We start from the raw sequence: 24896 nt of genomic DNA, 5'->3' as shown, positions 1-24896 counted from the left end.
AGCCTAGCGGCTGCCCCCAAGCGTCTGGACGGCTTCCTTGAAAGAATCCTCGCTGTCGCGCATCAGCGACGAGACGCTTTCGAAGGCGCGGTTGACTTCGATCAGCTGGGTGATCTCGCGCATGGCATTGACGTTGGAGTTTTCGAGATAACCCTGCTCGACACCGACATTGAAGCGGTCGACGACAGCGCGCGGCTGGTCGGTGGTCATGATGCCGCTGTTTTCGTAGCGCAGGTAACCCTTGCTGACATCGGCCTCGAACAGGCCGAGCGAGCCGATCTGCCGGCCGCCCTGATAGATGATGCCGTCGGTGCCGACGGCCGGCTCGCCGCCTGTCGTGTTGAGCTGGATCGGTGCGCCGCCGGCGTCAAGAACCGGGTATCCGCGGATCGAGACGAGTTCGCCGGTATCCTTGATCGTAAAGCGGCCATCCCTCGTCAGAACCTGGCCGGCCGGCGTGTCGAGCGCAAACCAGGCATCACCCTTGACGGCGAAATCGAGCATGTTGCCGGTGTGCTGCAACTCGCCATTTCCCTCGTTCAGGTAGTCGTTGCCCTGGGAAACGAAGGCGACCTTGGTGTTCAGCTTGTTCTTGGTGGCTGCCACCATCTCGTCGAACTTCACCTCGGTGGCGCGAAAACCGGTCGTGTTCACGTTCGCCATGTTGTCTGCGATGGTGGTCAGGCGCTTTTCGAGGGCCATCTGCGACGACAGAGAAACATAAAGACCGGATTGCATGTCGGTAAGCTCCAAGCATTGGCGATGAACGGAACGAAAAGCCGGGCGTCGTCTTATGTGGTTCGGCCGGGATTTCGCTGAGGCGGCATCTCAGAAACGGGCGCGGACACCCATTCGTCCCCTTTAGACTGACGGCAGATGCTTGCGCGAAGCTGGCACGCGGAAATGCCCCGCGAGCGGGCCTTTCATCAGCCTCACGCAAGGCAGAAACCCTATCGGTCTCAATGAAAAGCAACGTTCAGATTGGGCTGACGATGAACATCATTATCGGATTTATAGTGACTTGCGGCTGTGTCATCGGCAGCTTCATGGCGATGGGCGGCGACGTGAACGCTCTGTTCCAGCCCTTCGAATTCGTCATCATCGGTGGCGCCGGTCTCGGCAGCTTCATCATGGCGAACCCGATGAAGGTGGTGAAGGATTCCGGCAAGGCACTCGGCGAAGCCTTCAAGCATGCCGTGCCGAAGGAACGTAACTATCTCGATACGCTCGGCGTGCTTTATTCGCTGATGCGCGATCTGCGCACCAAGTCGCGAAACGAAATCGAAGCCCATATCGACAATCCGGCCGAATCGACGATCTTTCAATCGGCTCCGACCGTTCTGAAGAACAAGGAACTGACGGCGTTCATCTGCGACTACGTGCGCCTGATCATCATCGGCAACGCCCGCAGCCACGAGATCGAGGCGCTGATGGATGAAGAGCTCAACACCATCATGCACGACAAGATGAAACCCTACCACGCGATCCAGATCATGGGCGATTCGTTCCCGGCGATCGGTATCGTCGCGGCCGTTCTCGGCGTCATCAAGGCGATGGCCCACATCAACGATTCGCCCGAAGTGCTCGGTCACCTGATCGGCTCGGCGCTCGTCGGCACCTTCCTCGGCATTCTCTTGTCCTACTGCGTCTGCTCGCCGCTGGTCTCCCAGATCAAGGTCGTGCGCAACAAGCAGCACCGCCTCTACGTCATCGTCAAGCAGACGCTGCTTGCCTATATGAACGGCTCGGTACCGCAGGTCGCTCTCGAATACGGTCGCAAGACGATCTCGGCTTACGAGCGTCCGTCCATCGATGCGGTCGAGCAGGAAATGATGAACCCAGGTGGCGAAAACAAGGCGGCTTAAATGACTATGAGCAATGCTTCGCACGACAAACCGGCAATGGATCCTACCCTCCTCGCCAAGCTGACAGGCGGGCTTGGCGACAGAGGCAGGGTCGCTAAGATCTGCAGCACCTTCGGGGAAATCTACAGCGAATTCTTTCTCGACGTCATCAAAAGCGAGACTGGCCTCGACGTGACGGTCAACTATCTCGGCTGCGATATCGGCTACAAGAACCACCTCATCGAAGACCTGAGCGCGAACGTCACACTCGTCGACGCGACGCTGCGCAACTGGTCGCAGAACATTACGCTTGCCTGCGGCAACGGCTTCGTCATCACGCTGATGGAGCATCTGCTCGGCGCCACAGCCGATACGATCGAGGAACCGGCCGACCGGCTGCTGTCGATCATCGAGCTGGATCTGGCGGTCATGGTCTTCGACAAGATCGCCAAGGTGCTGCGCTCGGCCGTCAACGCGCCGGGCGGTTTCGAACCGAGCCTTTCGGCTCCGTACGCCCATGACATGCGCGCCCGGCCGCAGGAGGATCGTCCGGACGAATTCGCCGCCGCCATCAACATGTCGATCACGCTTGCCGGCATCGTTTCGGAATTTACGTTGATCGTTCCGCAGACGGCACTGCTCAAGACCAAGGTAACGCCGCCGAAGCCGAAACGCCAGGCCAGCAGCAACTCAGCGGAATGGACCGAACAGCTTGGCGACCAGGTCCGCCGCTCACATGTCACGCTCGAGGCCAAGATCAGGCTGCAGGACCTGACGTTGCGCACCATATCGAAGCTGATGGTCGGCGACGTCATTCCGTTCCGCGACCACGGCGAGGTGCGCGTCGAGGTCAGCGCCAACAGCAAGGAATTGTATGTGTGCGAGTTCGGGCGTTCAGGTGAAAACTACATGGTCCGCGTCAAGGATACGATGAACTCGGATGACGAACTCATCCGTCATTTAATGAATTAATCGGTTCTCTGGCTTTTGGGCTGCAAAGGCAGTTTGAGGCAAGTTTCAACTGGAATAGTGATTTCATGGCTACGAAGAAAACACAGCAGAACAGCGACCTCTCCCTGGATCTTCCGGGCAGCGAAGCCGATCTCGACCAGGCGATCGACGATCTGCGCGGCGTGCTGAAGCAGGATGCCGATGGCGACCTGTCGCAGTTTGGCGACGACCTGCAGAGCGACCCCTTCGCAGCAGGAACGGACCTAGCCGCCTTTGGCGGCGAGGCTTCGGAAACCCCGTTTGGCAGCGACGATTTCGGCGGTGATTTTGGCGCTGGCAATGCCAGCCCGGCGGCCGGCATGGATTTCGGCGAAGGCCCCTCCTTCGAGGCGTCGCCGGCCCCGCTCGGCAGCGCCTTGAATTCCAACTTCGACCTGATCATGGACATCCCGATCGACGTCCAGATCATGCTCGGCACCAGCCGCATGCAGGTCTCCGGCCTGATGAACCTCAATGAAGGGGCGACGATCGCTCTCGACAAGAAGATCGGTGAACCGGTCGAGATCATGGTGAATGGCCGCAGGATTGCCCGCGGCGAAATTACGGTGCTTGATAACGACGACACGCGATTCGGTGTGAAACTGATTGAAGTTTTGAGTACGAAAAAAGCCTGATCCCTGTGTGGGACGGAGAGGTTAGACCATGATGGACTTTGACGATTTCGGCGGCGCACTAGCCGGGAAACCGTTGACCCAGGCTGAAAAGGCGGCGGCTGTTCTTCTCGCTATGGGAAAGGGCGTCGCCGGCCGGCTGTTGAAATATTTCACCCAGGCCGAACTGCAGACCATTATCTCATCCGCCCAGTCGCTGCGCGCTATCCCGCCGGACGAGCTCCTGTTGCTCGTCTCCGAGTTCGAAGACCTCTTCACCGAGGGCGCCGGACTGATGGACAACGCCAAGGCGATCGAGGCCATTCTTGAAGAAGGCCTGACGCCCGACGAGGTCGACAGCCTGCTCGGCCGCCGCACCGCATTCCAGGCCTACGAAACCTCGATCTGGGATCGCCTCAGTGAGGCGGAGCCGACGTTCGTCGCACAGTTCCTGCTGCGCGAGCATCCGCAGACCGTCGCCTATATTCTTTCGATGATGCCCTCCGCCTTCGGCGCCAAGGTGCTGCTGCAGCTTCCCGACAACCGCCGCGCCGACATCATGAACAGAACAGTCAACATGAAGGCGGTCAGCCCGAAGGCTGCGCAGATCATCGAAAACCAGGTCATGACGCTGCTTGCCGAGGTCGAGGCAGAGCGCAATGCAGCCGGCTCGACGAAGGTCGCCGATCTCATGAACGAACTCGACAAGCCGCAGGTCGACACGCTGCTCAGCTCGCTCGAATCGATCAGCCGCGAGTCGGTCAACAAGGTTCGCCCGAAGATCTTCCTGTTCGAGGACCTCATGTACATGCCGCAGCGCAGCCGCGTCATGCTGCTCAACGACATCTCGGCGGACGTGCTCACTGTCGCGCTGCGCGGGTCGCCGCCCGAGATCCGCGAATCGGTTCTCTCCGCCATCAGCCCACGCCAGCGCCGCATGATCGAATCGGATCTGCAGAGCGGCATGGGCGGCGTCAATCCGCGTGAGATCGCGATTGCCCGCCGCGCCGTGGCGCAGGAAGCGATTCGGCTGGCCAATTCCGGCCAGATCGAGCTCAAGGAAAAGGAAGGCGACGCTTCGGCGGCCGCCTAAAGCGCGTCGCGATCTTTCAGATTCGCTCTTCGCGCTTTAGCTCTTTGTTTTTATCCATGTCGTTATCGCAAAACCGCTGCACACTTTTGCGCGACATGATTGGCGCTCGAGACTGTTGACAAATCCGGCATGCCGAAAGGCGGCTGTTGATCGCCGTGCCACAGACGACTACCCTTCCGACAATAGACCGTGCTCTAGAGCGCGTCGCATAGAACCCGGTTCTTGCGACGCGCTTTAGGTCTTTGTTCTGATGCATGTCGTCACCCCAAAAGCGCTGCACGTTTTTGGGCGACATGCATTACGCGCGGCCTATTTCTTTGACGGAGGGCCGCGACTTGGCAGACGATGACAAGGACAGCAAAACAGAAGCCCCAACCGCGAAAAAGCAAAGCGATGCCGCGGAAAAGGGCAACGTGCCGTCTTCGCGCGAACTTTCTATCTTTGCGACCATCCTTGCGACCTTCATTTACCTCGTATTCTTCCTTCCCGACAGCGTCGGGCGCATGAGTGAAATGCTGCGCGACATCTTCGAACAGCCCGACCAGTGGAAGATCGAGACGGGACCGGATGTCCTGGCGCTGTTCGTCCGGATCGGCTGGGCAAGTGCCGCGCTGCTGGCGCCCGCCTTCATCCTGTTCATGGTGTTCGGCGTCGCCTCCTCCGTCTTCCAGAATCTGCCGACACTGGTGCTCGAACGCATCCGCCCGCAGGCCTCGCGTATCTCGCCGATCAAAGGCTGGTCACGGCTCTTCAGCGTGCCCGGCCTGGTCGAATTCGGAAAGTCGCTGTTCAAGGTGGTCGTCGTCGGGGTGATCCTGTTCTTCGTGCTCAGGAGCGAATATTTCGGCTCAATCGACGCGATGTTCTCCGATCCGCAAACGATCCTCGTGCGCGTGACGGCGGCGATGCGCAAGATCATCATCGTCATGCTGATCGCCACGGCTATCGTGGCGATCGCCGATCTTTTCTGGACGCGCCATCACTGGTTCACCGAACTGAAGATGACGCGGCACGAGGTGAAGGAAGAAAACAAGCAGGCGCAGGGCGATCCCTTCGTCAAGAGCCGGCAGCGCTCGCTGATGCGCGACCGGGCGCGCCGGCGCATGATCGCCAACGTGGACCGCGCGACGCTGGTGATTGCAAACCCGACGCACTATGCGGTGGCGCTGCGTTATGCGCGTGAAGAGAACGACGCGCCGGTGGTGCTGGCCAAGGGCCAGGACCTGATTGCGCTCAAAATCAGGGAGATCGCCGAGAAGAACGGCATACCGGTGTTCGAAGATCCGCCACTTGCGCGCTCCATGTTTGCGCAAGTCTCGATCGATAGTGTCATCCCGTCAGTCTTCTATAAGGCGGTAGCGGAGCTCATCCACCGGGTCTACGCTGCGGACGCCAAGAACAAACGGGTAAGATAAGCCGAATGAAAAAATGCCCCCACTCTACCCAGCGTGAAAAGATCCTCGCAGACGCGATCAGCCCGGTCGCTACTGAACTGCGCCTTCTGGATGCTTCTGACCTTATTTCACTGCTGCGCTTCGAGTATTACGGCAACCTTTCCGATCTCGTCGCTTCGGCGGCGGAGCTTTTCTTTCATCCGGGCACGGTGAATTTCGGCTTGGGCGGCAACTATACTCTGGAGTGGGGCGGCAAGCCCGAAGTCGTTCTCGATCTGGAAATCAAGCCGCGCGGTGTCACCGTCTACGCGCAGCTCACCCTTGCCGAAGATCACGCCGGCATCGAGATCAATCATATCGCTTTCCAGGATCCCTCGGCCGATCCCGACGAGAACACCATCTTCCTCAAAAAGAGCCTTCGGGAAGCGCGTTACAGCGTCAACCAGCCGCCTCAGGCGCTGGCCGGCTAACCTCTTTCAAGACAACCAAGCTTTCATTCGCCTTGCAATTCAAAGCGTTACAGCGTCCTAAAGCGCATCGCGATCTTTCAGATTCGCTTGTCGCGCTTTAGGTCTTTGTTTTACGCCTGTCGATATCGCAAAGCCGCTGCACACTTTTGCGCGATATGCTCTCGCTGAAAGGACGCGCGACGCTGTAAGGGACTGCGCGGGTTCAGCTGATATAACCGAGCCGGATTGCCTTGGCGATCGCCTGAATGCGATTGACGGAATCGAGCTTGATGGTTGCCGAGCCGAGATAGGCGTTCACGGTGTGCACCGACAGTCCAAGCTTGTCAGCAATCTCTTCGCTGATGCGGCCGTCGCCGGCAAGCTGCAGACAGGCGATCTCGCGTTCGCTGAGCGCCTCAGCGGCAGCCGTGCGGCGTTCGTCGAGCGAGAGCAGATCCATCATGATATGGCAGCAGCGACCGTGCAGCTCGACGATGGTATCGCTCGAAGGATCGATCTCATCGCCGGTGAAAAGGATGAAACCATTGCCGACGGCGCCGAGCCGCACCGGTAAGGCAAGTCCGGAGAAGGGCAGAATACCGTCCTGCAGTCGCGTCATGAACGGCGAGAAGTCTGCCGGACCGGGTGCCGCGCGGTCGTAACCGCCGGCCCATGAGAGCGGCAGCAGCGACTTGTCGATATGATCGAGAAGAATATCGCCGTAGGCATCCGTGAAGGCCTTGCCGAAACCGGCATTGGAAGAACCCCAGTTCTCAAGCTCGCAGACAAGCCTCTGCTTTGCCGGAAGGCCCGAGCCGCTGACGCGGAAGATCGCGAAGCCTTGCGCATCGGCGAGCTTCTGCATCGCGATCAGCCGCGGAAAAAGGTCGGACCGGCTGGAAATCCTGTTCACACGCACCGTGCGCAGCTGCTCGGCGCTGCTCATCGTCCTGCCTGCTGGATAGCCCATAGATCCCCCTATACGAGATTATTGCGGACGGCGAAGGCAATGGCCTCGGACCGGGTCTTGGTCGCCGTCTTGCGCATCACGCTGGTGATGTAGTTGTTGATGGTGTTGCGGGAGATTCCGAGGATCATGGCGATCTCGTCGCTGGTCTTGCCCTCGGCGATCCAGAACAGGCATTCCAGCTCGCGGTCGGTCAATTCGAAATCACGATCGACCTTCGTACCGCCGCAGCGCAGGAAGCTCGCGACATAACCTGCAAGCAGGCCTACGTCCCGCAGGCGCTCCGGCGAAAGGATGAACCCCTCGCCGAACAGGAACATCAAGGCCAGTCGCGACCGGCCGACATTGAAGGTCACCGAACAATATTGGCGGCTGGCGCCGTCCGGAACTTCGGCACTGTCAGGCAGAAGAGCAAAATTCGGCTGGAAGACCTGCATGCATTTTTCCAGCTCCGTCGAGCGGGCATAGCCGCGGACCAGATCATTGGCGATGTCCCTGACCAGATCGAAAGGCCAGTCCGACGAAACGATGAAATCGAGGCCACTTTCCTGAAGGAGATCACAGCGCGCCAGAAGGTAGTGCGAAGCACCCACGTAGTCCGTCAGAGCGCGCAGACCAGACTGCAACCTGCCGGTGCTGGCGACGCCGTGGAGGCGCTGGAGCAGCTCATCGCGCGGCAACAGATCCGGCACCACCGCACTCGCGAAATTCGCCATATGCCTCTCGCCTTTGCTCGCCTGAATTACATTCATATCCATTGGCAATGTCCTGCGGCTGAGAAACGATCGAACTCGGTGCAACAGCAATTTTTCTGTAAAGGATTCAGGTCAAGTCCCGCTCGAATCCCATTTCGAATCACCTAAGGGTAAGCCAGCCGATGCAAATCACCATCTCCGACTTCTAGGGATTTACTTTCGCTGTCGCCAATGCACTGATTCGACCAATCGTTCCAGCCTTCAAGATCTAAGGAGGCTAAGGTGATTCTGGCGGTATCGCAACCAGCTTCGCGTTTTACGCGAACCCCTCTCATCATGTCGCGTTACAGCCGCATTTAATGAGTCGGGTCTATAGTGTTGTTCGAATTCCCAACCCTGATTGTCATGCCCCAAGTCTCTCACATAGCCGGTCATGGTTTTCAGCAACAGCGGTCAGGAAATCCAGCTTTTGTACCGATATGAAAAAAGGCCGGTTGCCCGGCCTTTCCTTTACGCTGCTTCGTCGATCGCCCATTTCCTGAGGATTTTCGCGGCGCGTTCCTCGTTGATCTCGACCATACGGGAAAGCTTGCGTTCCGGGCCTTCCTTGACGCGACGATTGAAGTTTCCATCGTCGTCGCCGAGGCTGAGCAGGTCCTCGGTACTGTCGAAGCCGAAGTCGGACCCGAAGCCGTCCATGAGAGCGCCGCCGGGTGCTCCCGATGCAGGCGCGAAGTCCGGAAGCTCGAGGCCAGCCGCTTCCGGCGACGCGTCGCCGAAAGCCGCGGAGCTGCCGTTGCCGTTGATGCTGCGCACCAGAGGCCGCAGGCCCATCCAGACCACTACGAAAGCGACCGCGACAAAGGCCAGCGAGTTGATGATGCCGGCAAGGTTGCGGCTCAGCATGTCCATGACGCGGACACCGCCGGTGGCGTCTTCGAGCAACTGGTTCTCGAGGAAGTCCATGGCCGTCACGGTGACGACGTCGCCGCGCTTGGCGTCGATGCCGGCCGCTGAAGCGACGATCTTCTGCATTTCGGCAAGATAGGCGTCGACCTTGGTCTGATCGGCGGGTTCACCGACCATCTTGGCGATGCGGCCCTTGTTGACCACCACGGCGATCGAAAGCTTTTCGACCTTATAGCTGCTGCGGGTCGTCGCCGTCGTCTTGCTGTTGATTTCGTAGTTGGTCTGCTCTTCGCGCTTGTCGGACTTGTCCTGCGATTCAGGCCCGGCGGAGCCGCCGGCCTCGGGAGCCGCCTGCGGAATGTTCTGTTCGACCGTCGTCGCGCTATCGGACTGCTTCTGCTGCGACTGCTGGGCTTCCTTCGTCGAGCGGACCGAGCGTTCGACCTTGGATTCAGGATCGAAAACCGTTTCCTGGATCTGCTGGGCGTCAGTGTTGAGATCGGCGGTGACGCTGGAGCGGAAGTTGTCCATGCCGAGGAAGGGTGCCAGCGCCTTGTCTATGTTGGATTCGACTTCCTGCTGAACGTTCTGCACGATGTTGAGCGAGCGGTTCAGCGAGCTGTTGCTCGCCTCGTCGCCGGAAGCGAGCAGTTGGCCGGCGGAATCCAGGATCGTCACGTCATCGACATCAAGCCCCGGCACGGCCGAGGCGACGAGGTGGCGGATCGAGGTCGCCGCGCTCCGCCCGGTGGTGGCGCTCGCGCGAATCATGACGGATGCGGTCGGTTTTTGCTCCGCCTTCCGGAAGTTTCCGACCTCCGGCATGACGATATGGACGCGCGCGGCGGTGATACCAGAGATCGACTGGATGGTGCGGGCGATTTCGCCCTCCAGCGCTCGAACCCGCGTTACCTCCTGCATGAAGGAGGTCAGGCCGAGGGAGCCGACATTGTCGAAGAGTTCGTAACCGGCATTGGCGCTGTTCGGCAGGCCGCGCTCGGCAAGCATCAGGCGGGCCTTGCCCGTCATCCCCGCGGGAACACTGATGCTGGAGCCGTCCGTGCCAACCTGGAAATCGACGTTGGCTTCGGCAAGCGCCATGCTGATCTGGTTGAGATCCGGCGAGTCCAGACCGACATAGAGCGTTTCCTGCGCCGGTTTGTTGACGAAAAGGGCGGCCGCAAGGACGATTGCGATGGAGACGGCACCGACGCCTCCGAGAATCATCAGGCGTGTTCGGCCCAGGGAACCGAAGTTCTTAAAGATCTGAACTAATTGATTTAACAGATTCATTCTGTTCTCGCACGATCCGTCAAAGACAAAGCAGGCTTATTGCCTCATCAGACGAATAGTCGGCGAAACTTGTGCGAGCGTTTCGTGAGAGTATGCGGGAGCGAAAAGGCCTAAGGTAATTCCAGCAAAAATGCGCGGCGGTTTGCGTCCGGAATTGCGCTAGAACAAAGAGAGAGCGTTTCCGTGACTCGGAAAAAACGGGGTCGTTCTAGAAGAAATCGAAGTCGCCGGCTGCCTTGCTCAATGGCTGGGAGTGGCCGTGGCGTGTGGCGCCGCCCAATGCCTTTTGCATCTCCGCCAGCTTGACGAGGCTGAGCGCGGTTGCGACGTCGACTGCCCAGCCGTGCGGGATTTCGCCGGTGATGGTGTCGATGAATTCTGCAAGGCCGCGTGATTTCTGCACAGCCAGATCGATGCCCTGCATGACCTTCATGGCATCCGGCGAATTCAGGATTTCGGCGCCGCCGAGGTCGAGAAGCTGCGGCTCGATACGCTCGATGAGATAGGCGACATCGTGCAGTTCGGAAACGATGCGCATCAGGATGTCGCTCAGCGCTTCGACAGGCGCAGGCGGCTCCATCATCTGGGTAAATGTCATATGAAAATCCTCGCCATCAAAAAAATTCGATACTGGTTTCGACGGGCTTCTGCGGAGCGGCGGGACGCTGCTCGAGAGCGACGGTTCTCTGCGTTTCGGCGCCGGTCAAGGGGTATTGCCGGGCACGACCGGAGACCGGCCAATATTCAAGCTTGCGTCCATGCTCTCCGCCGGTCGAGGAACCGACCACTGGAATGCCTTCATCCCTCAGGAACTGCACGGCGAAGGCCGCGTTCTGCTCACCGACATTGGAGAATGTCGAGATCGTCTTCGCGCCGCCGAAGATCTTTGCCTCCAGCCGGTCGCGCCGGGCGCCCTGCTTCAGGAGACCGTTGATCAGCAGTTCCATCAGATGCACGCCGTACCGCGTGGCATCGCCGCCTGATGTCGGCGACGTCGCCGAACCGGGCAGCAGAAAGTGGTTCATGCCGCCGACACCGGCGACAGGATCTCTGAGGCATGCAGCCACGCACGAACCGAGAATGGTCGAGAGGACCGCATTCGGATCGTTCAGAACCTTATACTCGCCCTGAATGATGTGCACGCGGCGGGCTGCCCCCTCAGTGATCATTTCAGGGCTCCAAACACGGCTTCGATGGCCGCTTTCATCTTCTCGATCGTGAACGGCTTGGCGAGCACGTTGTTTGCGCCGAGCTGGGCCGCCTTCTGCACCAGTGCGCGATCGCCCTGGGCGGTCAGGATGATGAAGGCCGCCTTCTTGGTGTTGGGGTTGGTGCGCACCGCCTGAAGGAAGCCGATGCCATCCATCTTCGGCATGTTGAAGTCCGAGATCACCAGGTGGTGCGGCTGCTCGGCCATGATCTTCATGCCCTGCTCACCGTCGCCGGCCGACGTGATCTGCTTGAAACCGAGCTGGGTCAGCGCGTCGCTGAGCAGCAACCGGCTCGTTACCTGATCATCAACGATCAGTACTTTGATTTTCTCCGCGAGCGACATTTATTCGGTCCCTTCCTTTCGGGCGGCTGTCATTTTCAATATTTCTTCACCGATGGCAGACAGCGGCAGCTGCTGCTCAACGGCGCCAAGTTCGTGAGCAACCCTTGGCATTCCGTAAACGACACAGGTTTTTTCGTTCTGGCCGAGCGTTCTGGCGCCGGCGTGGCGCATTTTCAACAATCCGGCAGCGCCATCGCGGCCCATTCCGGTCAAAATCACGCCGACAGCGTTGCGGCCCGCCAGTTCCGCGACCGAATCGAACAGCACGTCCACGGAAGGGCGGTGACCGTTGACCGGCGCGCGGTCAATGAGACGGCAGCACGGCGCCGAGGCGCCGCTGACCTGCAGGTGCCGCTCGCCGCCGGGCGCCAGATAGATCTTGCCGATTTCGAGCCGGGCGCCGTCGGTCGCTTCCTGCACCACCGGCGCACAGAGGCGGTTCAGCCTTTCGGCGAAGCTCTTGGTGAAGGTCGGCGGCATATGCTGGGTGATGACGGTTGGCGGGCAATTCGCCGGAAATTTCTGCAGCACGGCAATGAGTGCCTCGACGCCGCCGGTCGACGAGCCGATCGCGACGATCTTGCGGCCGACGCGGAAATCGGCGACCGAGGGTGGTGGCACGGCGGCAACAGGCTGGGAATACTGGCGTTGCGTGCGCGCGGCGGCCTTGACCTTCTCGGCGAGGTCGCCGAAAGGCCGGAGTTCGCCCGGCGCCGGCTTGCCGACGCAGTCGAACGCGCCGATCTCCAGCGCCGCAAGCGTCGCCTCGGCGCCGCGATGAGTCATCGTGGATACCATGATCACCGGCATCGGACGCAGCGTCATGATCTTTTCGAGGAAATCGAGGCCGTTCATGTTCGGCATCTCGATGTCGAGCGTCAGGACGTCGGGGTTCAGCCGCTTGATCGCCTCGCGCGCTTCCAGCGCGTCGCCGGCCTGGCCGATGACGTTGACCTCGGGATCGGAACTCAAGACGGCGGTGATCAGCCCCCGCATCGTCGGCGAGTCGTCAACAACGAGAACCCTTGCCGGAGCGCTCATGCCTTCCTCCCGAGACCTTTGGCCGTATAGCGATAGGTCGTGATCCCGATATTGTCGAAGACGTGTTTTGCCTCGCCCGAAACACGCTCGGAATGGCCGATATAGAGATGCCCGCCCTCCGGCAGCAGGCCGGCGAAACGCTGCCAGATCTTCATCTGCGTCGGCTCGTCGAAATAGATGACGACGTTGCGGCAGAAGATGACGTCGAACTTGCCCTTGAACGGCCATTGCGCCATCAGGTTCAGCTCGTTGTAGGTGATCAGCCGCTTCACGCGGTCGTCGACCTGGAACTTCCTGCGGCCCTGCACCTCGACTTCGCTGAACCATTGCTTGCGCATGGCGGGCGATACGGTTTCTAGCGCGCTCTCGTCATAGGCGCCGGCCCGGGCGATCGCGAGGATCTTCGGATCGATGTCGGTTGCCAGGATCTTGAAGTCGTAATCCGCGACATTCGGCATCAGCGACAGCACCGTCAGCGCGATCGAATAGGGTTCCTGCCCGTCGGAGGAGGCGGCCGACCAGATGCGCACCCTGCCGCCCGATCTCGCCCGCTGCAGAAGCTCCGGCAGGACATGGTCGCGCAGATGGTCGAAATGGTGGTTTTCGCGGAAGAAACGGGTAAAATTGGTCGTCAGATGCGAAAGCATCTCGCGGCGCGGCGCAGCACCCGCCGGCGAAGCGACGAGGTCGCAATATTCCCGGAAGCCGGACAGGCCGAGATTGCGGATATGCTTCGACAGGCGCGAATAGACGAGCGACGCCTTCGTCTCGTTGAGGAAGATGCCGGCATCCGAATAGATCATCGCGGCGATCTCGGTGAGGTCGCGGCGCGTCAGCGGATATTCTCCGCTCGCCAGGACCTCGTCGGATCCCTGCCTTTGATCTCTTGCGCCCATTACACTCATGCGGCTTCGCTTTCGGTCTCTGGAAAGAGGGATTCGAGTTCGATCAGGCAGATCATGCGCTTCTCGATGGCGAGAACGCCGCGGGCAAATTGACGCTCGAGTTCGGAGGAGATCTCGGGCGTCGGCTGGATGGTTTCGTCGGTCACCGTCAGGATATCGGAAACGGCATCGACCAGCAGGCCGACGACCTTGCGCCGGACCTGGGCGACGATGATGACATGACGGGCAGTCGGATCGGCCGGCTTCATGCCGAGCCGGGCCGCAAGATCGATGATCGGCAACACCGCGCCGCGCAGGTTGATGACACCCAGCATATAGCCAGGCGAGTGCGGCATGGCGGTCGCCGGGGTCCAGCCGCGGATTTCGCGAACCGACATGATGTTCACGCAAAATTCCTGATCCCCGATGCGGAACGCGATCAGCTCGCGATCCCCCTCGTTCAGATTTTTTACAGTGTACGACATTCCCTTATCCCACCGCTGCTAACGACATTTCCGCTTTGAGCGACTGGCCGCGCGAGGCGCCGACGACCGCGTCGACATCGAGGATGAGAGCGACGCGCCCGTCACCGAGGATGGTGGCGGCGGCAATGCCCGGCACATGGGTGTAGTTCGCTTCCAGGCTCTTGATGACCACCTGGCGCTGCCCCTGGATGGCATCGACCATCAGGGCGCGCTGGCCGCCGCCTTCGGATTCCACCAGAAGCGCCACGCCCTCGACCGGATTGGCCTGGGTGGCGCGGAAGTTCAGGATGCGGCCGACATCGACCAGCGGGCAGAAGCTGTTGCGGATCGAGATCAGCCGGTGGTTCGCACCGAAGGAGTGGATCGCGGCCGCTTCCGGCTGCAGGGTTTCGACGATCGCCGTCAGCGGCACGACCAGCGTCTGGCCGGCGACGGTGACCACCATGCCGTCGAGGACGGCGAGCGTCAGCGGCAGGCTCATGGTGAAGACCGAGCCGTGACCCGGCTTCGAGGTGATGTTGATACGGCCGCCGAGCGCCTGGATCGAACGCTTGACGACGTCCATGCCGACGCCGCGGCCGGAGATGTCGGAGATCTTGTCGGCCGTCGAGAAGCCCGGCAGGAAGATCAGATTGTCGATTTCTTCGTCCGACAGGTTGGAATCGGCCGGGATAAGGTCGTTGTCGATCGCCTTCTGGCGGACCTTCTCGCGGTTGATGCCGGCGCCGTCGTCGGCAAGCTCGATCAGGATGCGTCCCGAACGATGCTTGGCGGTCAAGCGGACCGTACCCTCGGTGTTCTTGCCGGCGGCTGCACGCTTTTCGGGCGTTTCGATGCCGTGGTCGACGGCATTGCGGATCATGTGGGTCAGCGGTTCGGCGAGCTTGTCGATGACCGTCTTGTCGACTTCGGTGTTTTCACCCTCGGTGATCAGGCGGATCGACTTGCCGGTCATGTCGGCGATTTCGCGAACGATACGCGACATGCGCTGGAAGACCGGCTTCACCGGCTGCGCGCGGATGGCCATGACCGAGTCCTGGATCTCGCGGGTGAGCTGCTGCAGCTCCTCGAGGCCCATATTGATCGAGGAGGTGCCGGTCGTGTCATTCTCGATGACGCTCTGCGACAGCATCGCCTGGTTGATGACCAATTCGCCGACGAGGTTGATGAGGCGGTCGACACGGTCGAGATCGACGCGGATCGTCTGGCCGGCGCCGGCGGCATTGTTCTGGGCGGCGGCACTTGCTGCTGCCGCTGCGGCGGCTGCCGATTCCTTCTTCTCGACGCGGGCGGCGACAATCTGCGTGACGTTGGAGGCAGTCTCGGCGGCGGCAACGGCTGCGGCCGTCTCCTCGGCCCGCGCGTCTGAGGCGGAAACCTCTTCCATTGCGCCCGTTTCGTCCAGGATCGACAGATCGAAGGGAACCGGCACCATCGGCAGTTCGTCATTGCTGGTCGCGTCGGCCCTTGCTTCTTCGACCGGCTTGACCGTCAGTTCGCAATCCCACTCGGCGAATTCGAAGACAGTGCGAATGGCGTCCTCGCCCTTGTCCGTCTTGATCGTGACGTTCCAGAAGAAATAAGCGCCTTCCGGATCGAGTTCATCGAGGCCCGGCAGATCATCCGTATTGCAATAGATCGTCATTTCACCCAGGCGCGAGAGATCACGCAGCAGCAGGGTGGCGTCATTGCCCTTGGAATAGAGTTCGTAGCGCGGCTTGAAGATGACTTCATAGGTCGGCATGCCGCCCGCATCGTCTTCGCCGCCAAAGTCGTCGAAGGAAAAGGGGACCGGCTGGAAGCCGCTGTCGTCAGTCGGCGTGGGGGTCGGCGCCGGAGCGGCCGGAGCAGCCTTTGCGGCGGCCTTCGGCGCAGGCGCCTCGGCTGACGCAGAGGGAGACGGCAATTCGCCGTTGGCCAGCGCCTCGAGCTCCTTGACGAGGCCGCGGCTGCGGCTTTCATCGACGCTGCCGCCGTCGCGCGCAGCATTCGTCAGGTCGGCGAGCACGTCGGCCGACTTCAGCATCACCTTCAGGACGTCCTGGTTCGGCTCAAGCTTGTTGGATCGAACGCAATCGAGAGTGGTCTCGAAGACATGGGCGAAGGCAACCAGATCGTCAAGGCCGAAGGCGCCGGCGCCACCCTTGATCGAATGCACCGCACGGAACACCGCATTGACGGTTTCCGGATCGCGATCGCCATCATTCAATTTCAGAAGACCGGATTCCAACTCGGCGAGCTGTTCCTCGCACTCCTGGAAAAAGATCTCTTTGATTTCGTTCATATCCATAGGAGCAAATCCTGGGTTTAAGCGGTTACACGCTCAATGGCATCGATCAGCTTGGCCGGGTCGAAAGGCTTGACGATCCAGCCCGTGGCACCGGCCTGGCGGGCGCGGTTCTTCTTTTCCGCGTCGCTTTCGGTGGTCAGGACCAGGATCGGGATCGCCCGATATTTCTCGTTGCGGCGGACACCTTCGATGAAGCCGAAACCGTCGAGGCGCGGCATGTTGATGTCGGTCACGATGACGTCAGGATTGGACTCTTCGAGGATCTCGAGGCCCTCGATGCCGTCTTCCGCCTGGATCGTCTCGAAGCCGGCATTGTTCAGCGTCACGAGAAGCATGTTTCGGATAGTGCGGGAATCATCCACGGTCAGCACTTTTTTCTTCATTGCCGAATCTCCTTGGCAAGCAGGTGGTCAATATTGACGCCAACCAGCTGCATGGTTTTCTGAAATGCGTCGGACACCTTGGAGAAGGTGAACGGCTGCTTGTCCTGCTCCCAGGTCTTCTCGGCGGACATCAGAACCTGGGCGCAAAGAGCACCGATCCGTTCGACGCCGGAAGCGTCTATCGAAAGACCGCTACCCCTGAGAGAGAGGAGTTTATCGCGCAAGGCGGAAGCCTCGTTGAGGTCGAGCACCGCTGTCAAATCCAACGTCTTGCCACTCTTCTTTGCTGCCATCAGCTTTTCCTTGTCCCCTTGTCCCCGGCCCGAAAAGACGAGCTGAGGCAATCATCCGATAGGTTAGTAAACATTCCGCCCACCTCCGACGCTTGCGAAGGCTTGCGGAAGGCCAAAATCGTCATTTTCGTATTCGTCCACGACAGGTGCCGGGCGGGTAGCGCCCTCAAGGGCGCGCGGCGACGTCACGCGCACCGGCGCCGGGCGCCGGGCAATGTCGTTTTCCCGGGCAATGCGGAATTCGCGAATGGTCTGGCCGAGCTCGAGAATGACGGTGTGGAGGTGGTCGGCGCCCTCGGCCGAGCGCTCCGCAAGGCCGGCGCTATCGGCCACCTCGCCACCCAGGCCCTTGACGTCTGATGTCACGCTGTCGAGGCTTGCGGCATGTTCGCCGGTTCGGGTGGCGATGCCTGATATGGCGGCGTTGATGTCGGTGACCTGACGCACGATGCTGCCGATCGAATCCTGTGTGCGGCCGACCATCTGCACGCCGGCGTCGACCTGCGCCTTGGTCGTCGTCACCAGGGTCTTGATCTCGCGGGCGGCTTCGGCCGAACGCTGGGCAAGGGCGCGGACTTCCTGGGCGACGACGGCAAAGCCGCGGCCGGAATCGCCGGCGCGAGCGGCCTCGATGCCGGCATTCAGCGCCAGAAGATTGGTCTGGAAGGCGATCTCGTCGATCGCGCCGATGATCTGGCCGATCTTTTCGGCCGAATGCTCGATATCGGCCATGGCGCTAATCGCGCGGCCGACGACCTCGCCGCTTTCCTCGATGGCGGCGCGCGTCGAGGCGGCCGCCTGTTCAGCAGCGCGGCTGTCGGCAGCACCGTTGCGGACACTGCCGGCGATGCCGGCAAGGGCAGCGGCAGAAAGCTGCAACCGGTCGGCCTGGGCGGAAGCCGTGCCGGCGAACTGCCGCGACAGGCCGGCAAGCGAGCCTGTCGCCGCTTCGGCCTTGGCCGTGCGCTCGGTAATAGTGGTGAACTCGGCCTGGAGGCCGTCCAACGCGCCGTTCAGCGCGACGGCGATGCCGCCATAGGCGCCGTCGCCGTCGACCGGCGCGCGGCGCGTCAGGTCGCGTGCGGAGAGGCTTTCGATGACATCGCCGAAGATCCTGATGATCTCTGCCTCGTTGTCGGCGCGCTGGTCGGCGAGCGCGCGGCTCTGGGCGGCGCGCAGCGCATTGAAGCGGAGCGAGACAGCAATTTCCACATCGACCATGACGATGCGGATGATCGCCGTCATCAGATCGGAGATTTCGCGGGTGCGGCGCTTGGCCGACGGCAGCAGCGGACGACCGGCAATCTGCTCGGCGAGGCCGGAAACGACATGCTCCAGCATGACGCCATGGCCGGCCACGTGCCAGCGCGGGTCGAGGCCTATCTTGCTTTCGGTATCGGAGAGAACCTTGACGCGCTCAGCATAGAGACTGTCGAACCGTGCATCGGTCAGCACGTCCCAATGCGAGGACTGCAGATCGTGCAGGCGCTCGACCTGGCGCTCGCTCTCGAAATTGCGCGAGGCGTCGGGGAATGACTGGAACCTGTGGAAGAGATCCCGGAGACCTGCCTTCAGATGCGCTTCGAGCGCCGGCCGGTTACGGCGCACCAGCTCGCACTGCTCGGCATCGAGACCGGCAAAGCGCAGGCGGTCGCGCAAGCTGCCTGCCTGCGCTCCACGAGCCTGATCTGATGGCATATCCTGCCTCAACACCTGTCCCCAACCACTTTCCGGACGAAGGCCCGGCCAAAAACTTGCGCAGCATCCGTTGAACGCGAAGCGTTAAGACGGTCCTCGCCACCGGTTACAACCGGCGGATCGAACCCCCCTGATCAGCCATGTTTCGGAGCTGCCTGAAGAGATGGATACCGGATCAACCCGGTACGGCGGGACGGCGTCATGCCTGGTGGGAACGAGTGCATCTTCCCATTCCGACGTGTACATCAATGTTTATGGTTAATTCCTTGCTTGAAGGTTAATAACCCTTTTGGAGGACAGGCTTTTGAAGCAATTCAAGGCCGTTCACAGCAAATACTGTTGCGGAGTTGCATGGCTGCTACAAGGCACACGCAAGCTCCGTGTTATATGCCGGTCGATAACCAAGACATGACGTCGACAAGGACAGAGCAATGATTGTTCTCGGATTGGGTGCCTGCTTGATTGCAATGACGCTGCTTGCAGCCGTCGCCCGCCTCGATTCCCTCGCCGCAAACCGCGATATCCGCGCCCTTCGAGTGTTCTAAAGCGCGTCGCGATCTTTCAGATACGCTCCGCGCTTTAGCTCTTTGTTTTGCGCAAGTCGTTATCACAAAACCGCTGCACACTTTTGCGCGACATGCTTTAGACCCACCCTTCCCCGTTGGCAGTCCGGCACCTTTGGTGTATCGCACTCGCGCCTTTCATGTCAGCGGAACTATCGGTTCATGTCCCCCAGATCTGGTCTCCTCATCGTTCTTGGCTTCACGCTCTGGCGCGTCGTCACGCTCAATTTCGATGCGACGGACCTTTTCGTCGATGAGGCGCAGTACTGGTTCTGGTCGCAGAATCTCGATCTCGGCTATTATTCCAAGCCGCCAATGATTGCCTGGGTGATCCGGGCGATGACCGAGCTTTCCGGCTCCAACGCCATCTATTGGATCAGGCTGCTCGGACCGCTGATCCACATGGCAGCAGCACTGGTGCTGATGAAGACGGCAAAACGTTTCGTCGGGCCGGAGATCGAAGGCTGGACGGGCGCCACCTACATCACGCTCCCGGGTGTGGCGCTTTCTTCGGTGTTCTTCTCGACCGACGTGATCCTGCTGTTCTTCATCGCGATCGCCTTGCTTGCCTATTTCGGCTTGACGCAGCGGCGCTCGGTCGGGCTGGCGCTGGTCATGGGCCTTGGCGTCGGCCTCGCCTTTCTGACAAAATATGCCGTGCTGTTCGTCGTTCCGGGCGGCGCGATTGCCCTCCTCCTCATTCCGGCGGCGCGCATCGCCATTCGCGATTTCATCATCGCGGTCGCGGTCGCGGCGGTCGTCGCTCTGCCGAATCTCTGGTGGAACCTGCAGCACGACAACACCACGGTGCGGCATACCCAGGATATCGCCCACTGGAGCGAGCTCGGCATCAATCTCCGTCCCGGGCTTGAATTCTTCGCCGCCCAGTTCGGCGTCGTCGGACCGATCATCTTCTTCGCAATGCTCTGGGCGGTCTACCGAATGGCCAAGGGCAGGAGCGATGACCGGGAAAAGATGCTGGTCTGGCTGTCGATGCCGGTGGTGCTGCTCATCACGCTGCAGGCAACGGTCGCCAAGGCTTACGCGAACTGGGCGGTGACCGCCTATGTCGCAGGCACCATCCTTGCCGTCTGGCTGCTTTATCGGATGTGGCCGAAGGGGCTCAGGCTGTCGCTGACCATCAACGGCATTGCCAGCCTGCTCTTTCCGCTGGCGACGATCTTTCCGCATCAGTTGCTGCTGCCGAACGGCGACGCGCTGATGAAGCGCTATCTCGGCCGCGCCGAGGTCAGCCGCGAGGCCGCCGCACTCGCAGCTCAAGCCGGCACCGATATCATCGTCACCGACAATCGCGATATGGTCGCCGATCTTTTCTATACGCTCCGCGATGCATCCTACAGGATCTATGCGCGGGCGCCCGCCGGCCTGCCGGAAAGCTATTACGAGCAGGAATTCGCTCTGCCCGCCGGCATCACCGGCAAGGTGCTGTTCCTGACGGACGGGGGCCTCACCTGCGCCACCGAGACGCCGGAAGTGCTGAAGAACTGGCAGCCGACGGAGGGCAATTACAAGGGCAAGACGCTTTCCATCTACAAGGTCTCTGCCGCCTGCCTGGCACCCTGAGCGTGTTCAGCCTGCCCGACAACAGCGCCAAACCTCTTTTCAGAGGTGCGACGCAGTAACACTTTGAATGGCTGCATGATTTTATGCAGTGGGCAGGCAGAGGCCGGTGCCCGCCCCTTCGATCTCCACGAATTTGACGCCGCCTTCCTCGAAGGCGAGGCGCAGTTGCGCCTCCGTCGCGCGATGGATGTCGTGGTGCCGGCCCTCGTAATCACGGATGGTGCTGCGCGAAACGGCGGCCCTTTCGGCAAGGTCGGTCTGGGTCCAGTCGAGCAGGCCGCGCGCCGCGCGGCAGAGAGCGGGAGTGAGAATTGTTTCCCTTGCGCCTTGACCCATGATTTCAAGTTGCCCATATTGGTCGATATAGACCATATATGTCATATTGCGAACGGGATTTCCAGATCGGGAGACACGGATGCCACACGATACGCCCTTGATTTCGACAATCGTGGCCGCATCGCCGAGCAGGCACGCAGCGTCAATCCATCGATCCTCATCGTCGCCCGCGCCCATTCCGACGCGGAGGTCGATGAGCTGAAGCAATATGGCGCCGACGCAGTCATCACGGGCGAGCGTGAAATCGCGCTTGGCATGGTTGACCGGCTCGCCCAAGTGCATCATGAGAGTGTGCCCTATGAAGACGGGCATGGGCCTGATACAATTATGCCGACGGATGACCCTCCGCCGGAAAGAGAATGAGAGATTGGCGCGCTTTTGAGCCGATACGGGAGTGACATCGCCGGGACGGAGAAGATGGAGCTGGACCAGCGCCGTCTGACGGGCCGTATCGCGGCTTCCCTCCTCGTCGCCGTCCTTGCCTATCTCGGCCTGCTTTTCGGCGGCAATCTGGTGATCTCGCCGGTCGCCGCCGCCAATACGCTTTCCTCTTCCGATCGGGATTCGCAGCCGCCGCAGCTGACTGCGCGCGATGCCGTGCGCGGGTTGCTTGCCACTGAACGCAAGCTTGCGCCGAAGCAGGCGGCGCATGACGCCGGACCGCTTGCCCTGGCCGCCGCCCCGGCTGCCGATTTTTCCGGCTGGACCATGGCCGCGCCTTTTCCGGCACTCGAAGCTTTGCTTCATGCCGCAGTCTCCAGGACCCATCAGCCGCGCGCACCGCCGGTTGCTGCCTGACGCTTGCGCCGATCGGCGCTTCCGACCATTGACGACATGCCGCCAGCGCCCGAGCGCCGGCCCTCGATATCAAGGAATACAACATGCGTACTTCACCATGGCTGGTGCTCACCTATACGGTGATCATCCTACTCGGCCTATTGATCGCCCTGCCGAACGTCCTGCCGCAATCCGTCCTCCAGCGCGTGCCGGCATGGCTGCCGCATGAGCAAGTGTCGCTCGGCCTCGACCTTCGCGGCGGTTCGCACCTCGTTCTGGAAGTCGACGAAGCCGACCTTACCAAGGAGCGGCTGCAATCGCTGCTTCAGGACGCGCGCCGCGTGCTGCGCGAGAAGGGCATCCAGCCGAAAGCCGTGGTCCGCAGCCAGAACCAGATCGTCGTGACGCTTGCCGATGCCGCGCAGAGCGATGCTGCCGTCACCGAACTCAAGACGCTTGCCAACCCAATCAGCACCGGCCTCAGCGCCGGCCAGGCGGATCTTGATGTCACGGCGAACGGAGCGACCATTACCGTCGGCTTCTCGCGGGCCGGCATCTCCGCCAATGTCGACAACGCCGTCCAGCAGAGCCTTGAAGTCATCCGCCAGCGTGTCGACCAGGTCGGCGTTTCCGAGCCGACCATTCAGCGCATCGGCGCCAACCGCGTGCTCGTCCAGCTTCCGGGCGCGCAGGATCCGTCGCGCCTGCGCGAACTTCTCGGCTCCACCGCCAAGATGTCGTTCCACATGCTGTCGCCGAACAATGCGCCCGGACCCGGTGTGACCATGCTGAACGATGATGAGGGCAGGTCCTATCCGGTTCTCGACCGCGTCGAAATCTCCGGCGACCGCCTTTCGGATGCCCGCGTCAGCTTCGATCCGAATACGCGTGAGCCGATTGTCAGCTTCCGCTTCGACAGCGCCGGCGCCACCCGCTTTGCCGAGATCACCCGCCAGAACGTCGGCAATCCCTTCGCCATCGTCCTCGACAACAAGGTGCTGAGCGCGCCCGTCATCCGCGAGCCGATCACCGGCGGCTCGGGCCAGATCTCCGGTAGTTTCTCGGCCGACAGCGCCACGACGCTGGCCGCCATGCTGCGCGCCGGCGCCCTGCCCGCCAAGCTGACAGTCATCGAAGAGCGCACCGTCGGAGCCGATCTTGGCGCCGACGCCATCAAGATGGGCATTTATTCCGGCATCGTCGGCTTTGCTCTCGTCGCGCTCTTCATCTTCGTGCTCTACGGAACCTGGGGTTTCCTGGCGAATATCGCGCTGTTGATCCACACGATCCTGACCTTCTCGGCGCTGACGCTGGTTGGTGCGACACTGACGCTGCCGGGCATTGCCGGTGTCGTTCTTGGCATCGGCCTTGCGGTTGACGCCAACGTTCTCATCAACGAGCGCATCCGCGAGGAAACGCGCAAGGGCAAGAGCGCCTTCGCCGCCATCGATACCGGCTTCCGCCGCGCCTATTCGACCATCATCGACGGCAACATGACGGCGCTGATCGCCGCGGCCATCCTGTTCTGGTTCGGCTCCGGGCCGGTTCGCGGCTTTGCCGTGACCATGGCGCTCGGCCTGATCATCTCGATGTTCACCTCGGTCGCCTTCGTGCGTGTCGCGATGATCGAGATCACCCGCCGCCAGAAACTCAAAGTGCTGAATATCCGGCCGCTAATCCCGTTCAGCCCCTATGACAAGCACATCGAGTTCATGAAGGCCCGCTTCTTCGGCGTCACCGTCTCGGCGCTGCTGTCGATTGCCTCCGTCGTGCTCTTCATTCATCCCGGTCTCAACTACGGCGTCGATTTCCGCGGCGGCATCCAGATGGCCGTCAAGACCCAGGGCACGGCCGATCTTGCGAAGTTCCGCGAAGGTCTTGATAGTCTCGGCCTCGGCGAAATCACGCTGCAGTCCTTCGGCGACAACAATAGCATTCTCGTTCGCGCCCAGCGGCAGGAAGGCGGCGAAGAAGCGCAGACCGCGGCGGTGACCAAGCTGAAGGCCGAAGTCGCCAAGATCGATCCAACCGCCACCGTCGAAGGCACCGACGTCATCGGCCCGAAGGTCAGCGGCGAGCTTGCCTGGGCCGGCATCCTGTCGGTGGTGATCGCAAGCTTTGCAATGCTCATCTATATCTGGGTGCGGTTCGAATGGCCGTTCGCCGTCGGCGCCATCGTCACGCTGGTGCTCGACGTCACCAAGGCGATCGGCTTCTTCGCGATCACCGGCCTCGACTTCAACCTAACAGCGATCGCCGCCATCCTGACGCTTGTCGGCTACTCGGTGAACGACAAGGTCGTCGTCTATGACCGCATGCGCGAAAACATGCGGCTCTACAAGTCGATGCCGCTGCGCGAGATCATCGACAAGTCGATCAACGAGACGCTGGCGCGAAGCCTTTACACCAATGCGACGGCCTTCCTCGCGCTGGTGCCGATGGCGATCTGGGGCGGCAGCGCGGTCTCGAGCTTCGCGATTCCGATGGTCTTCGGCATTCTCGTGGCCGGCGCCTCGTCGATCTTCATCGCGGCACCCATCCTGCTCTTCCTCGGCGACTGGCGCCGCCGCCATGCCAAGGCGGCACCGGCAACCGATGAGGCAGTCGAGATCATTCCGCCGGAACAGGGTCGCCCGCGCAAATCCGCGAGCTAAAATCCCGTTAACGCATCCTTGATAGGGCGCCGGTTGCAGAGCCGGCGCCCTCTTTCTATTGTCGGCTACTGCATTATGTGCCAATTCAAGGTGTTACAGCATCTTTCG

24 protein-coding genes and 1 pseudogene are annotated in these 24896 nt (G+C 61.1%); 10 read left to right on the top strand and 15 right to left on the bottom strand.

The annotated features are described in order from the left end of the window. Positions 1-3 precede the first annotated feature (3 nt). Positions 4-738, bottom strand: a complete 735-nt coding sequence (gene flgF / locus RWK44_RS11250) for a flagellar basal-body rod protein FlgF (protein ID WP_131664716.1) — start codon at positions 736-738, stop codon at positions 4-6. 254 nt (positions 739-992) lie between these two features. Here flgF and motA point away from each other — a divergent pair, with 254 nt between their 5' ends. The 6 genes from motA (at position 993) to RWK44_RS11220 (ending at position 6402) form a co-directional block, all read left to right on the top strand. Further along, positions 993-1865 carry a flagellar motor stator protein MotA gene (gene motA, locus RWK44_RS11245; protein ID WP_011650470.1) on the top strand — a complete coding sequence of 291 codons (873 nt, stop codon included), beginning with the start codon at positions 993-995 and terminating at the stop codon, positions 1863-1865. Next, a complete protein-coding gene (locus RWK44_RS11240) occupies positions 1866-2816 on the top strand; it encodes a FliM/FliN family flagellar motor switch protein (protein WP_316028802.1) in 951 nt (316 codons plus the stop codon). Positions 2817-2881: 65 nt separating this feature from the next. Next, complete coding sequence (gene fliN, locus RWK44_RS11235; protein WP_020048476.1) at positions 2882-3469, top strand: flagellar motor switch protein FliN; 588 nt, start codon at positions 2882-2884, stop codon at positions 3467-3469. Positions 3470-3497: 28 nt separating this feature from the next. Then, positions 3498-4538: a flagellar motor switch protein FliG gene (gene fliG / locus RWK44_RS11230; RefSeq protein ID WP_168263269.1), complete on the top strand. Its 1041-nt coding sequence runs from the start codon at positions 3498-3500 to the stop codon at positions 4536-4538. Positions 4539-4873: 335 nt separating this feature from the next. Then, positions 4874-5953, top strand: coding sequence for a flagellar biosynthesis protein FlhB (gene flhB / locus RWK44_RS11225; RefSeq protein WP_131664712.1), 1080 nt, complete (start codon positions 4874-4876; stop codon positions 5951-5953). Positions 5954-5958: 5 nt separating this feature from the next. Beyond that, entirely contained in the window at positions 5959-6402 is a 444-nt protein-coding gene (locus RWK44_RS11220) for a hypothetical protein (protein ID WP_018072559.1), read from the top strand. A gap of 202 nt (positions 6403-6604) precedes the next feature. On the opposite strand, the gene visR is transcribed toward RWK44_RS11220, so the two are convergent. From visR to RWK44_RS11155, 13 genes are all read right to left on the bottom strand, one after another. After that, complete coding sequence (gene visR / locus RWK44_RS11215) at positions 6605-7351, bottom strand: transcriptional regulator VisR (RefSeq protein WP_131664711.1); 747 nt, start codon at positions 7349-7351, stop codon at positions 6605-6607. Positions 7352-7359: 8 nt separating this feature from the next. Continuing rightward, positions 7360-8106: a transcriptional regulator VisN gene (visN, locus tag RWK44_RS11210; protein WP_024320948.1), complete on the bottom strand. Its 747-nt coding sequence runs from the start codon at positions 8104-8106 to the stop codon at positions 7360-7362. A 447-nt stretch (positions 8107-8553) separates the two neighbouring features. Then, complete coding sequence (gene fliF / locus RWK44_RS11205) at positions 8554-10245, bottom strand: flagellar basal-body MS-ring/collar protein FliF (protein WP_316028801.1); 1692 nt, start codon at positions 10243-10245, stop codon at positions 8554-8556. A 208-nt stretch (positions 10246-10453) separates the two neighbouring features. Then, the gene (cheT, locus tag RWK44_RS11200; RefSeq protein ID WP_017958978.1) at positions 10454-10843 is read right to left on the bottom strand and encodes a chemotaxis protein CheT; all 390 of its coding nucleotides are present in this window, start codon (positions 10841-10843) and stop codon (positions 10454-10456) included. Positions 10844-10859: 16 nt separating this feature from the next. Further along, positions 10860-11414, bottom strand: coding sequence for a chemoreceptor glutamine deamidase CheD (gene cheD / locus RWK44_RS11195; RefSeq protein WP_003545509.1), 555 nt, complete (start codon positions 11412-11414; stop codon positions 10860-10862). After that, a complete protein-coding gene (locus RWK44_RS11190) occupies positions 11411-11800 on the bottom strand; it encodes a response regulator (protein WP_003545503.1) in 390 nt (129 codons plus the stop codon). Before RWK44_RS11190 ends, cheD begins: the two co-directional genes overlap by 4 nt. Further along, positions 11801-12841 (bottom strand): protein-glutamate O-methylesterase CheB, encoded by a 1041-nt coding sequence (gene cheB / locus RWK44_RS11185; RefSeq protein ID WP_064248882.1) that lies wholly within the window; start codon positions 12839-12841, stop codon positions 11801-11803. After that, positions 12838-13746 (bottom strand): protein-glutamate O-methyltransferase CheR, encoded by a 909-nt coding sequence (gene cheR / locus RWK44_RS11180; protein WP_168304739.1) that lies wholly within the window; start codon positions 13744-13746, stop codon positions 12838-12840. The genes cheB and cheR overlap by 4 nt, the downstream gene beginning before the upstream one ends. Continuing rightward, on the bottom strand, positions 13743-14210 hold the full coding sequence (locus RWK44_RS11175; RefSeq protein WP_003545496.1) for a chemotaxis protein CheW: 468 nt from the start codon (positions 14208-14210) through the stop codon (positions 13743-13745). The genes cheR and RWK44_RS11175 overlap by 4 nt, the downstream gene beginning before the upstream one ends. A 4-nt stretch (positions 14211-14214) precedes the next feature. Then, on the bottom strand, positions 14215-16500 hold the full coding sequence (locus RWK44_RS11170; RefSeq protein ID WP_131664708.1) for a chemotaxis protein CheA: 2286 nt from the start codon (positions 16498-16500) through the stop codon (positions 14215-14217). A 17-nt stretch (positions 16501-16517) separates the two neighbouring features. After that, positions 16518-16883 (bottom strand): chemotaxis response regulator CheY1, encoded by a 366-nt coding sequence (gene cheY1, locus RWK44_RS11165; protein ID WP_017958972.1) that lies wholly within the window; start codon positions 16881-16883, stop codon positions 16518-16520. Further along, complete coding sequence (locus RWK44_RS11160) at positions 16880-17176, bottom strand: STAS domain-containing protein (RefSeq protein ID WP_003545491.1); 297 nt, start codon at positions 17174-17176, stop codon at positions 16880-16882. The genes cheY1 and RWK44_RS11160 overlap by 4 nt, the downstream gene beginning before the upstream one ends. A gap of 63 nt (positions 17177-17239) precedes the next feature. Next, the gene (locus tag RWK44_RS11155) at positions 17240-18874 is read right to left on the bottom strand and encodes a globin-coupled sensor protein (protein WP_316028800.1); all 1635 of its coding nucleotides are present in this window, start codon (positions 18872-18874) and stop codon (positions 17240-17242) included. A 725-nt stretch (positions 18875-19599) separates the two neighbouring features. Here RWK44_RS11155 and RWK44_RS11150 point away from each other — a divergent pair. Further along, positions 19600-21021 carry an ArnT family glycosyltransferase gene (locus RWK44_RS11150; RefSeq protein ID WP_168283526.1) on the top strand — a complete coding sequence of 474 codons (1422 nt, stop codon included), beginning with the start codon at positions 19600-19602 and terminating at the stop codon, positions 21019-21021. Between the two features lie 81 nt (positions 21022-21102). Here RWK44_RS11150 and RWK44_RS11145 read toward each other — a convergent pair whose 3' ends face one another. Next, positions 21103-21402 carry a helix-turn-helix transcriptional regulator gene (locus RWK44_RS11145; RefSeq protein ID WP_017990271.1) on the bottom strand — a complete coding sequence of 100 codons (300 nt, stop codon included), beginning with the start codon at positions 21400-21402 and terminating at the stop codon, positions 21103-21105. Positions 21403-21474: 72 nt separating this feature from the next. On the opposite strand from RWK44_RS11145, the pseudogene RWK44_RS11140 reads away from it, so the two are divergent. The 3 genes and pseudogenes from RWK44_RS11140 to secD all read left to right on the top strand — a co-directional run. Beyond that, positions 21475-21720: pseudogene (locus RWK44_RS11140) on the top strand (NAD-binding protein); the annotation flags it as partial. Between the two features lie 54 nt (positions 21721-21774). Continuing rightward, positions 21775-22155 carry a hypothetical protein gene (locus RWK44_RS11135; protein ID WP_168283525.1) on the top strand — a complete coding sequence of 127 codons (381 nt, stop codon included), beginning with the start codon at positions 21775-21777 and terminating at the stop codon, positions 22153-22155. 83 nt (positions 22156-22238) lie between these two features. After that, entirely contained in the window at positions 22239-24788 is a 2550-nt protein-coding gene (gene secD, locus RWK44_RS11130) for a protein translocase subunit SecD (RefSeq protein WP_020048463.1), read from the top strand. The last annotated feature ends 108 nt before the right edge of the window (positions 24789-24896 follow it).

The sequence above is a fragment of the Rhizobium sp. 25PS6 genome (genome assembly GCF_032464655.1).
Classification (GTDB): Bacteria; Pseudomonadota; Alphaproteobacteria; order Rhizobiales; family Rhizobiaceae; genus Rhizobium; species Rhizobium laguerreae.
This window is presented reverse-complemented; position numbering and strand designations above follow the sequence as displayed.

What these genes read in the sequence shown, in the direction of transcription:
- fliF (WP_316028801.1), bottom strand. Translation starts at nt 10,245, where the DNA reads ATGAATCTGTTAAATCAATTAGTTCAGATCTTTAAGAACTTCGGTTCC.
- cheT (WP_017958978.1), bottom strand. Translation starts at nt 10,843, where the DNA reads ATGACATTTACCCAGATGATGGAGCCGCCTGCGCCTGTCGAAGCGCTG.
- cheR (WP_168304739.1), bottom strand. Translation starts at nt 13,746, where the DNA reads ATGAGTGTAATGGGCGCAAGAGATCAAAGGCAGGGATCCGACGAGGTC.
- RWK44_RS11220 (WP_018072559.1), top strand. Translation starts at nt 5,959, where the DNA reads ATGAAAAAATGCCCCCACTCTACCCAGCGTGAAAAGATCCTCGCAGAC.
- RWK44_RS11190 (WP_003545503.1), bottom strand. Translation starts at nt 11,800, where the DNA reads ATGTCGCTCGCGGAGAAAATCAAAGTACTGATCGTTGATGATCAGGTA.
- fliN (WP_020048476.1), top strand. Translation starts at nt 2,882, where the DNA reads ATGGCTACGAAGAAAACACAGCAGAACAGCGACCTCTCCCTGGATCTT.
- RWK44_RS11175 (WP_003545496.1), bottom strand. Translation starts at nt 14,210, where the DNA reads ATGTCGTACACTGTAAAAAATCTGAACGAGGGGGATCGCGAGCTGATC.
- motA (WP_011650470.1), top strand. Translation starts at nt 993, where the DNA reads ATGAACATCATTATCGGATTTATAGTGACTTGCGGCTGTGTCATCGGC.
- secD (WP_020048463.1), top strand. Translation starts at nt 22,239, where the DNA reads ATGCGTACTTCACCATGGCTGGTGCTCACCTATACGGTGATCATCCTA.
- visR (WP_131664711.1), bottom strand. Translation starts at nt 7,351, where the DNA reads ATGGGCTATCCAGCAGGCAGGACGATGAGCAGCGCCGAGCAGCTGCGC.
- RWK44_RS11160 (WP_003545491.1), bottom strand. Translation starts at nt 17,176, where the DNA reads ATGGCAGCAAAGAAGAGTGGCAAGACGTTGGATTTGACAGCGGTGCTC.
- RWK44_RS11150 (WP_168283526.1), top strand. Translation starts at nt 19,600, where the DNA reads ATGTCCCCCAGATCTGGTCTCCTCATCGTTCTTGGCTTCACGCTCTGG.
- RWK44_RS11135 (WP_168283525.1), top strand. Translation starts at nt 21,775, where the DNA reads ATGGAGCTGGACCAGCGCCGTCTGACGGGCCGTATCGCGGCTTCCCTC.
- cheB (WP_064248882.1), bottom strand. Translation starts at nt 12,841, where the DNA reads ATGAGCGCTCCGGCAAGGGTTCTCGTTGTTGACGACTCGCCGACGATG.
- visN (WP_024320948.1), bottom strand. Translation starts at nt 8,106, where the DNA reads ATGGATATGAATGTAATTCAGGCGAGCAAAGGCGAGAGGCATATGGCG.
- RWK44_RS11145 (WP_017990271.1), bottom strand. Translation starts at nt 21,402, where the DNA reads ATGACATATATGGTCTATATCGACCAATATGGGCAACTTGAAATCATG.
- cheY1 (WP_017958972.1), bottom strand. Translation starts at nt 16,883, where the DNA reads ATGAAGAAAAAAGTGCTGACCGTGGATGATTCCCGCACTATCCGAAAC.
- RWK44_RS11155 (WP_316028800.1), bottom strand. Translation starts at nt 18,874, where the DNA reads ATGCCATCAGATCAGGCTCGTGGAGCGCAGGCAGGCAGCTTGCGCGAC.
- fliG (WP_168263269.1), top strand. Translation starts at nt 3,498, where the DNA reads ATGATGGACTTTGACGATTTCGGCGGCGCACTAGCCGGGAAACCGTTG.
- flgF (WP_131664716.1), bottom strand. Translation starts at nt 738, where the DNA reads ATGCAATCCGGTCTTTATGTTTCTCTGTCGTCGCAGATGGCCCTCGAA.
- RWK44_RS11170 (WP_131664708.1), bottom strand. Translation starts at nt 16,500, where the DNA reads ATGGATATGAACGAAATCAAAGAGATCTTTTTCCAGGAGTGCGAGGAA.
- RWK44_RS11240 (WP_316028802.1), top strand. Translation starts at nt 1,866, where the DNA reads ATGACTATGAGCAATGCTTCGCACGACAAACCGGCAATGGATCCTACC.
- cheD (WP_003545509.1), bottom strand. Translation starts at nt 11,414, where the DNA reads ATGATCACTGAGGGGGCAGCCCGCCGCGTGCACATCATTCAGGGCGAG.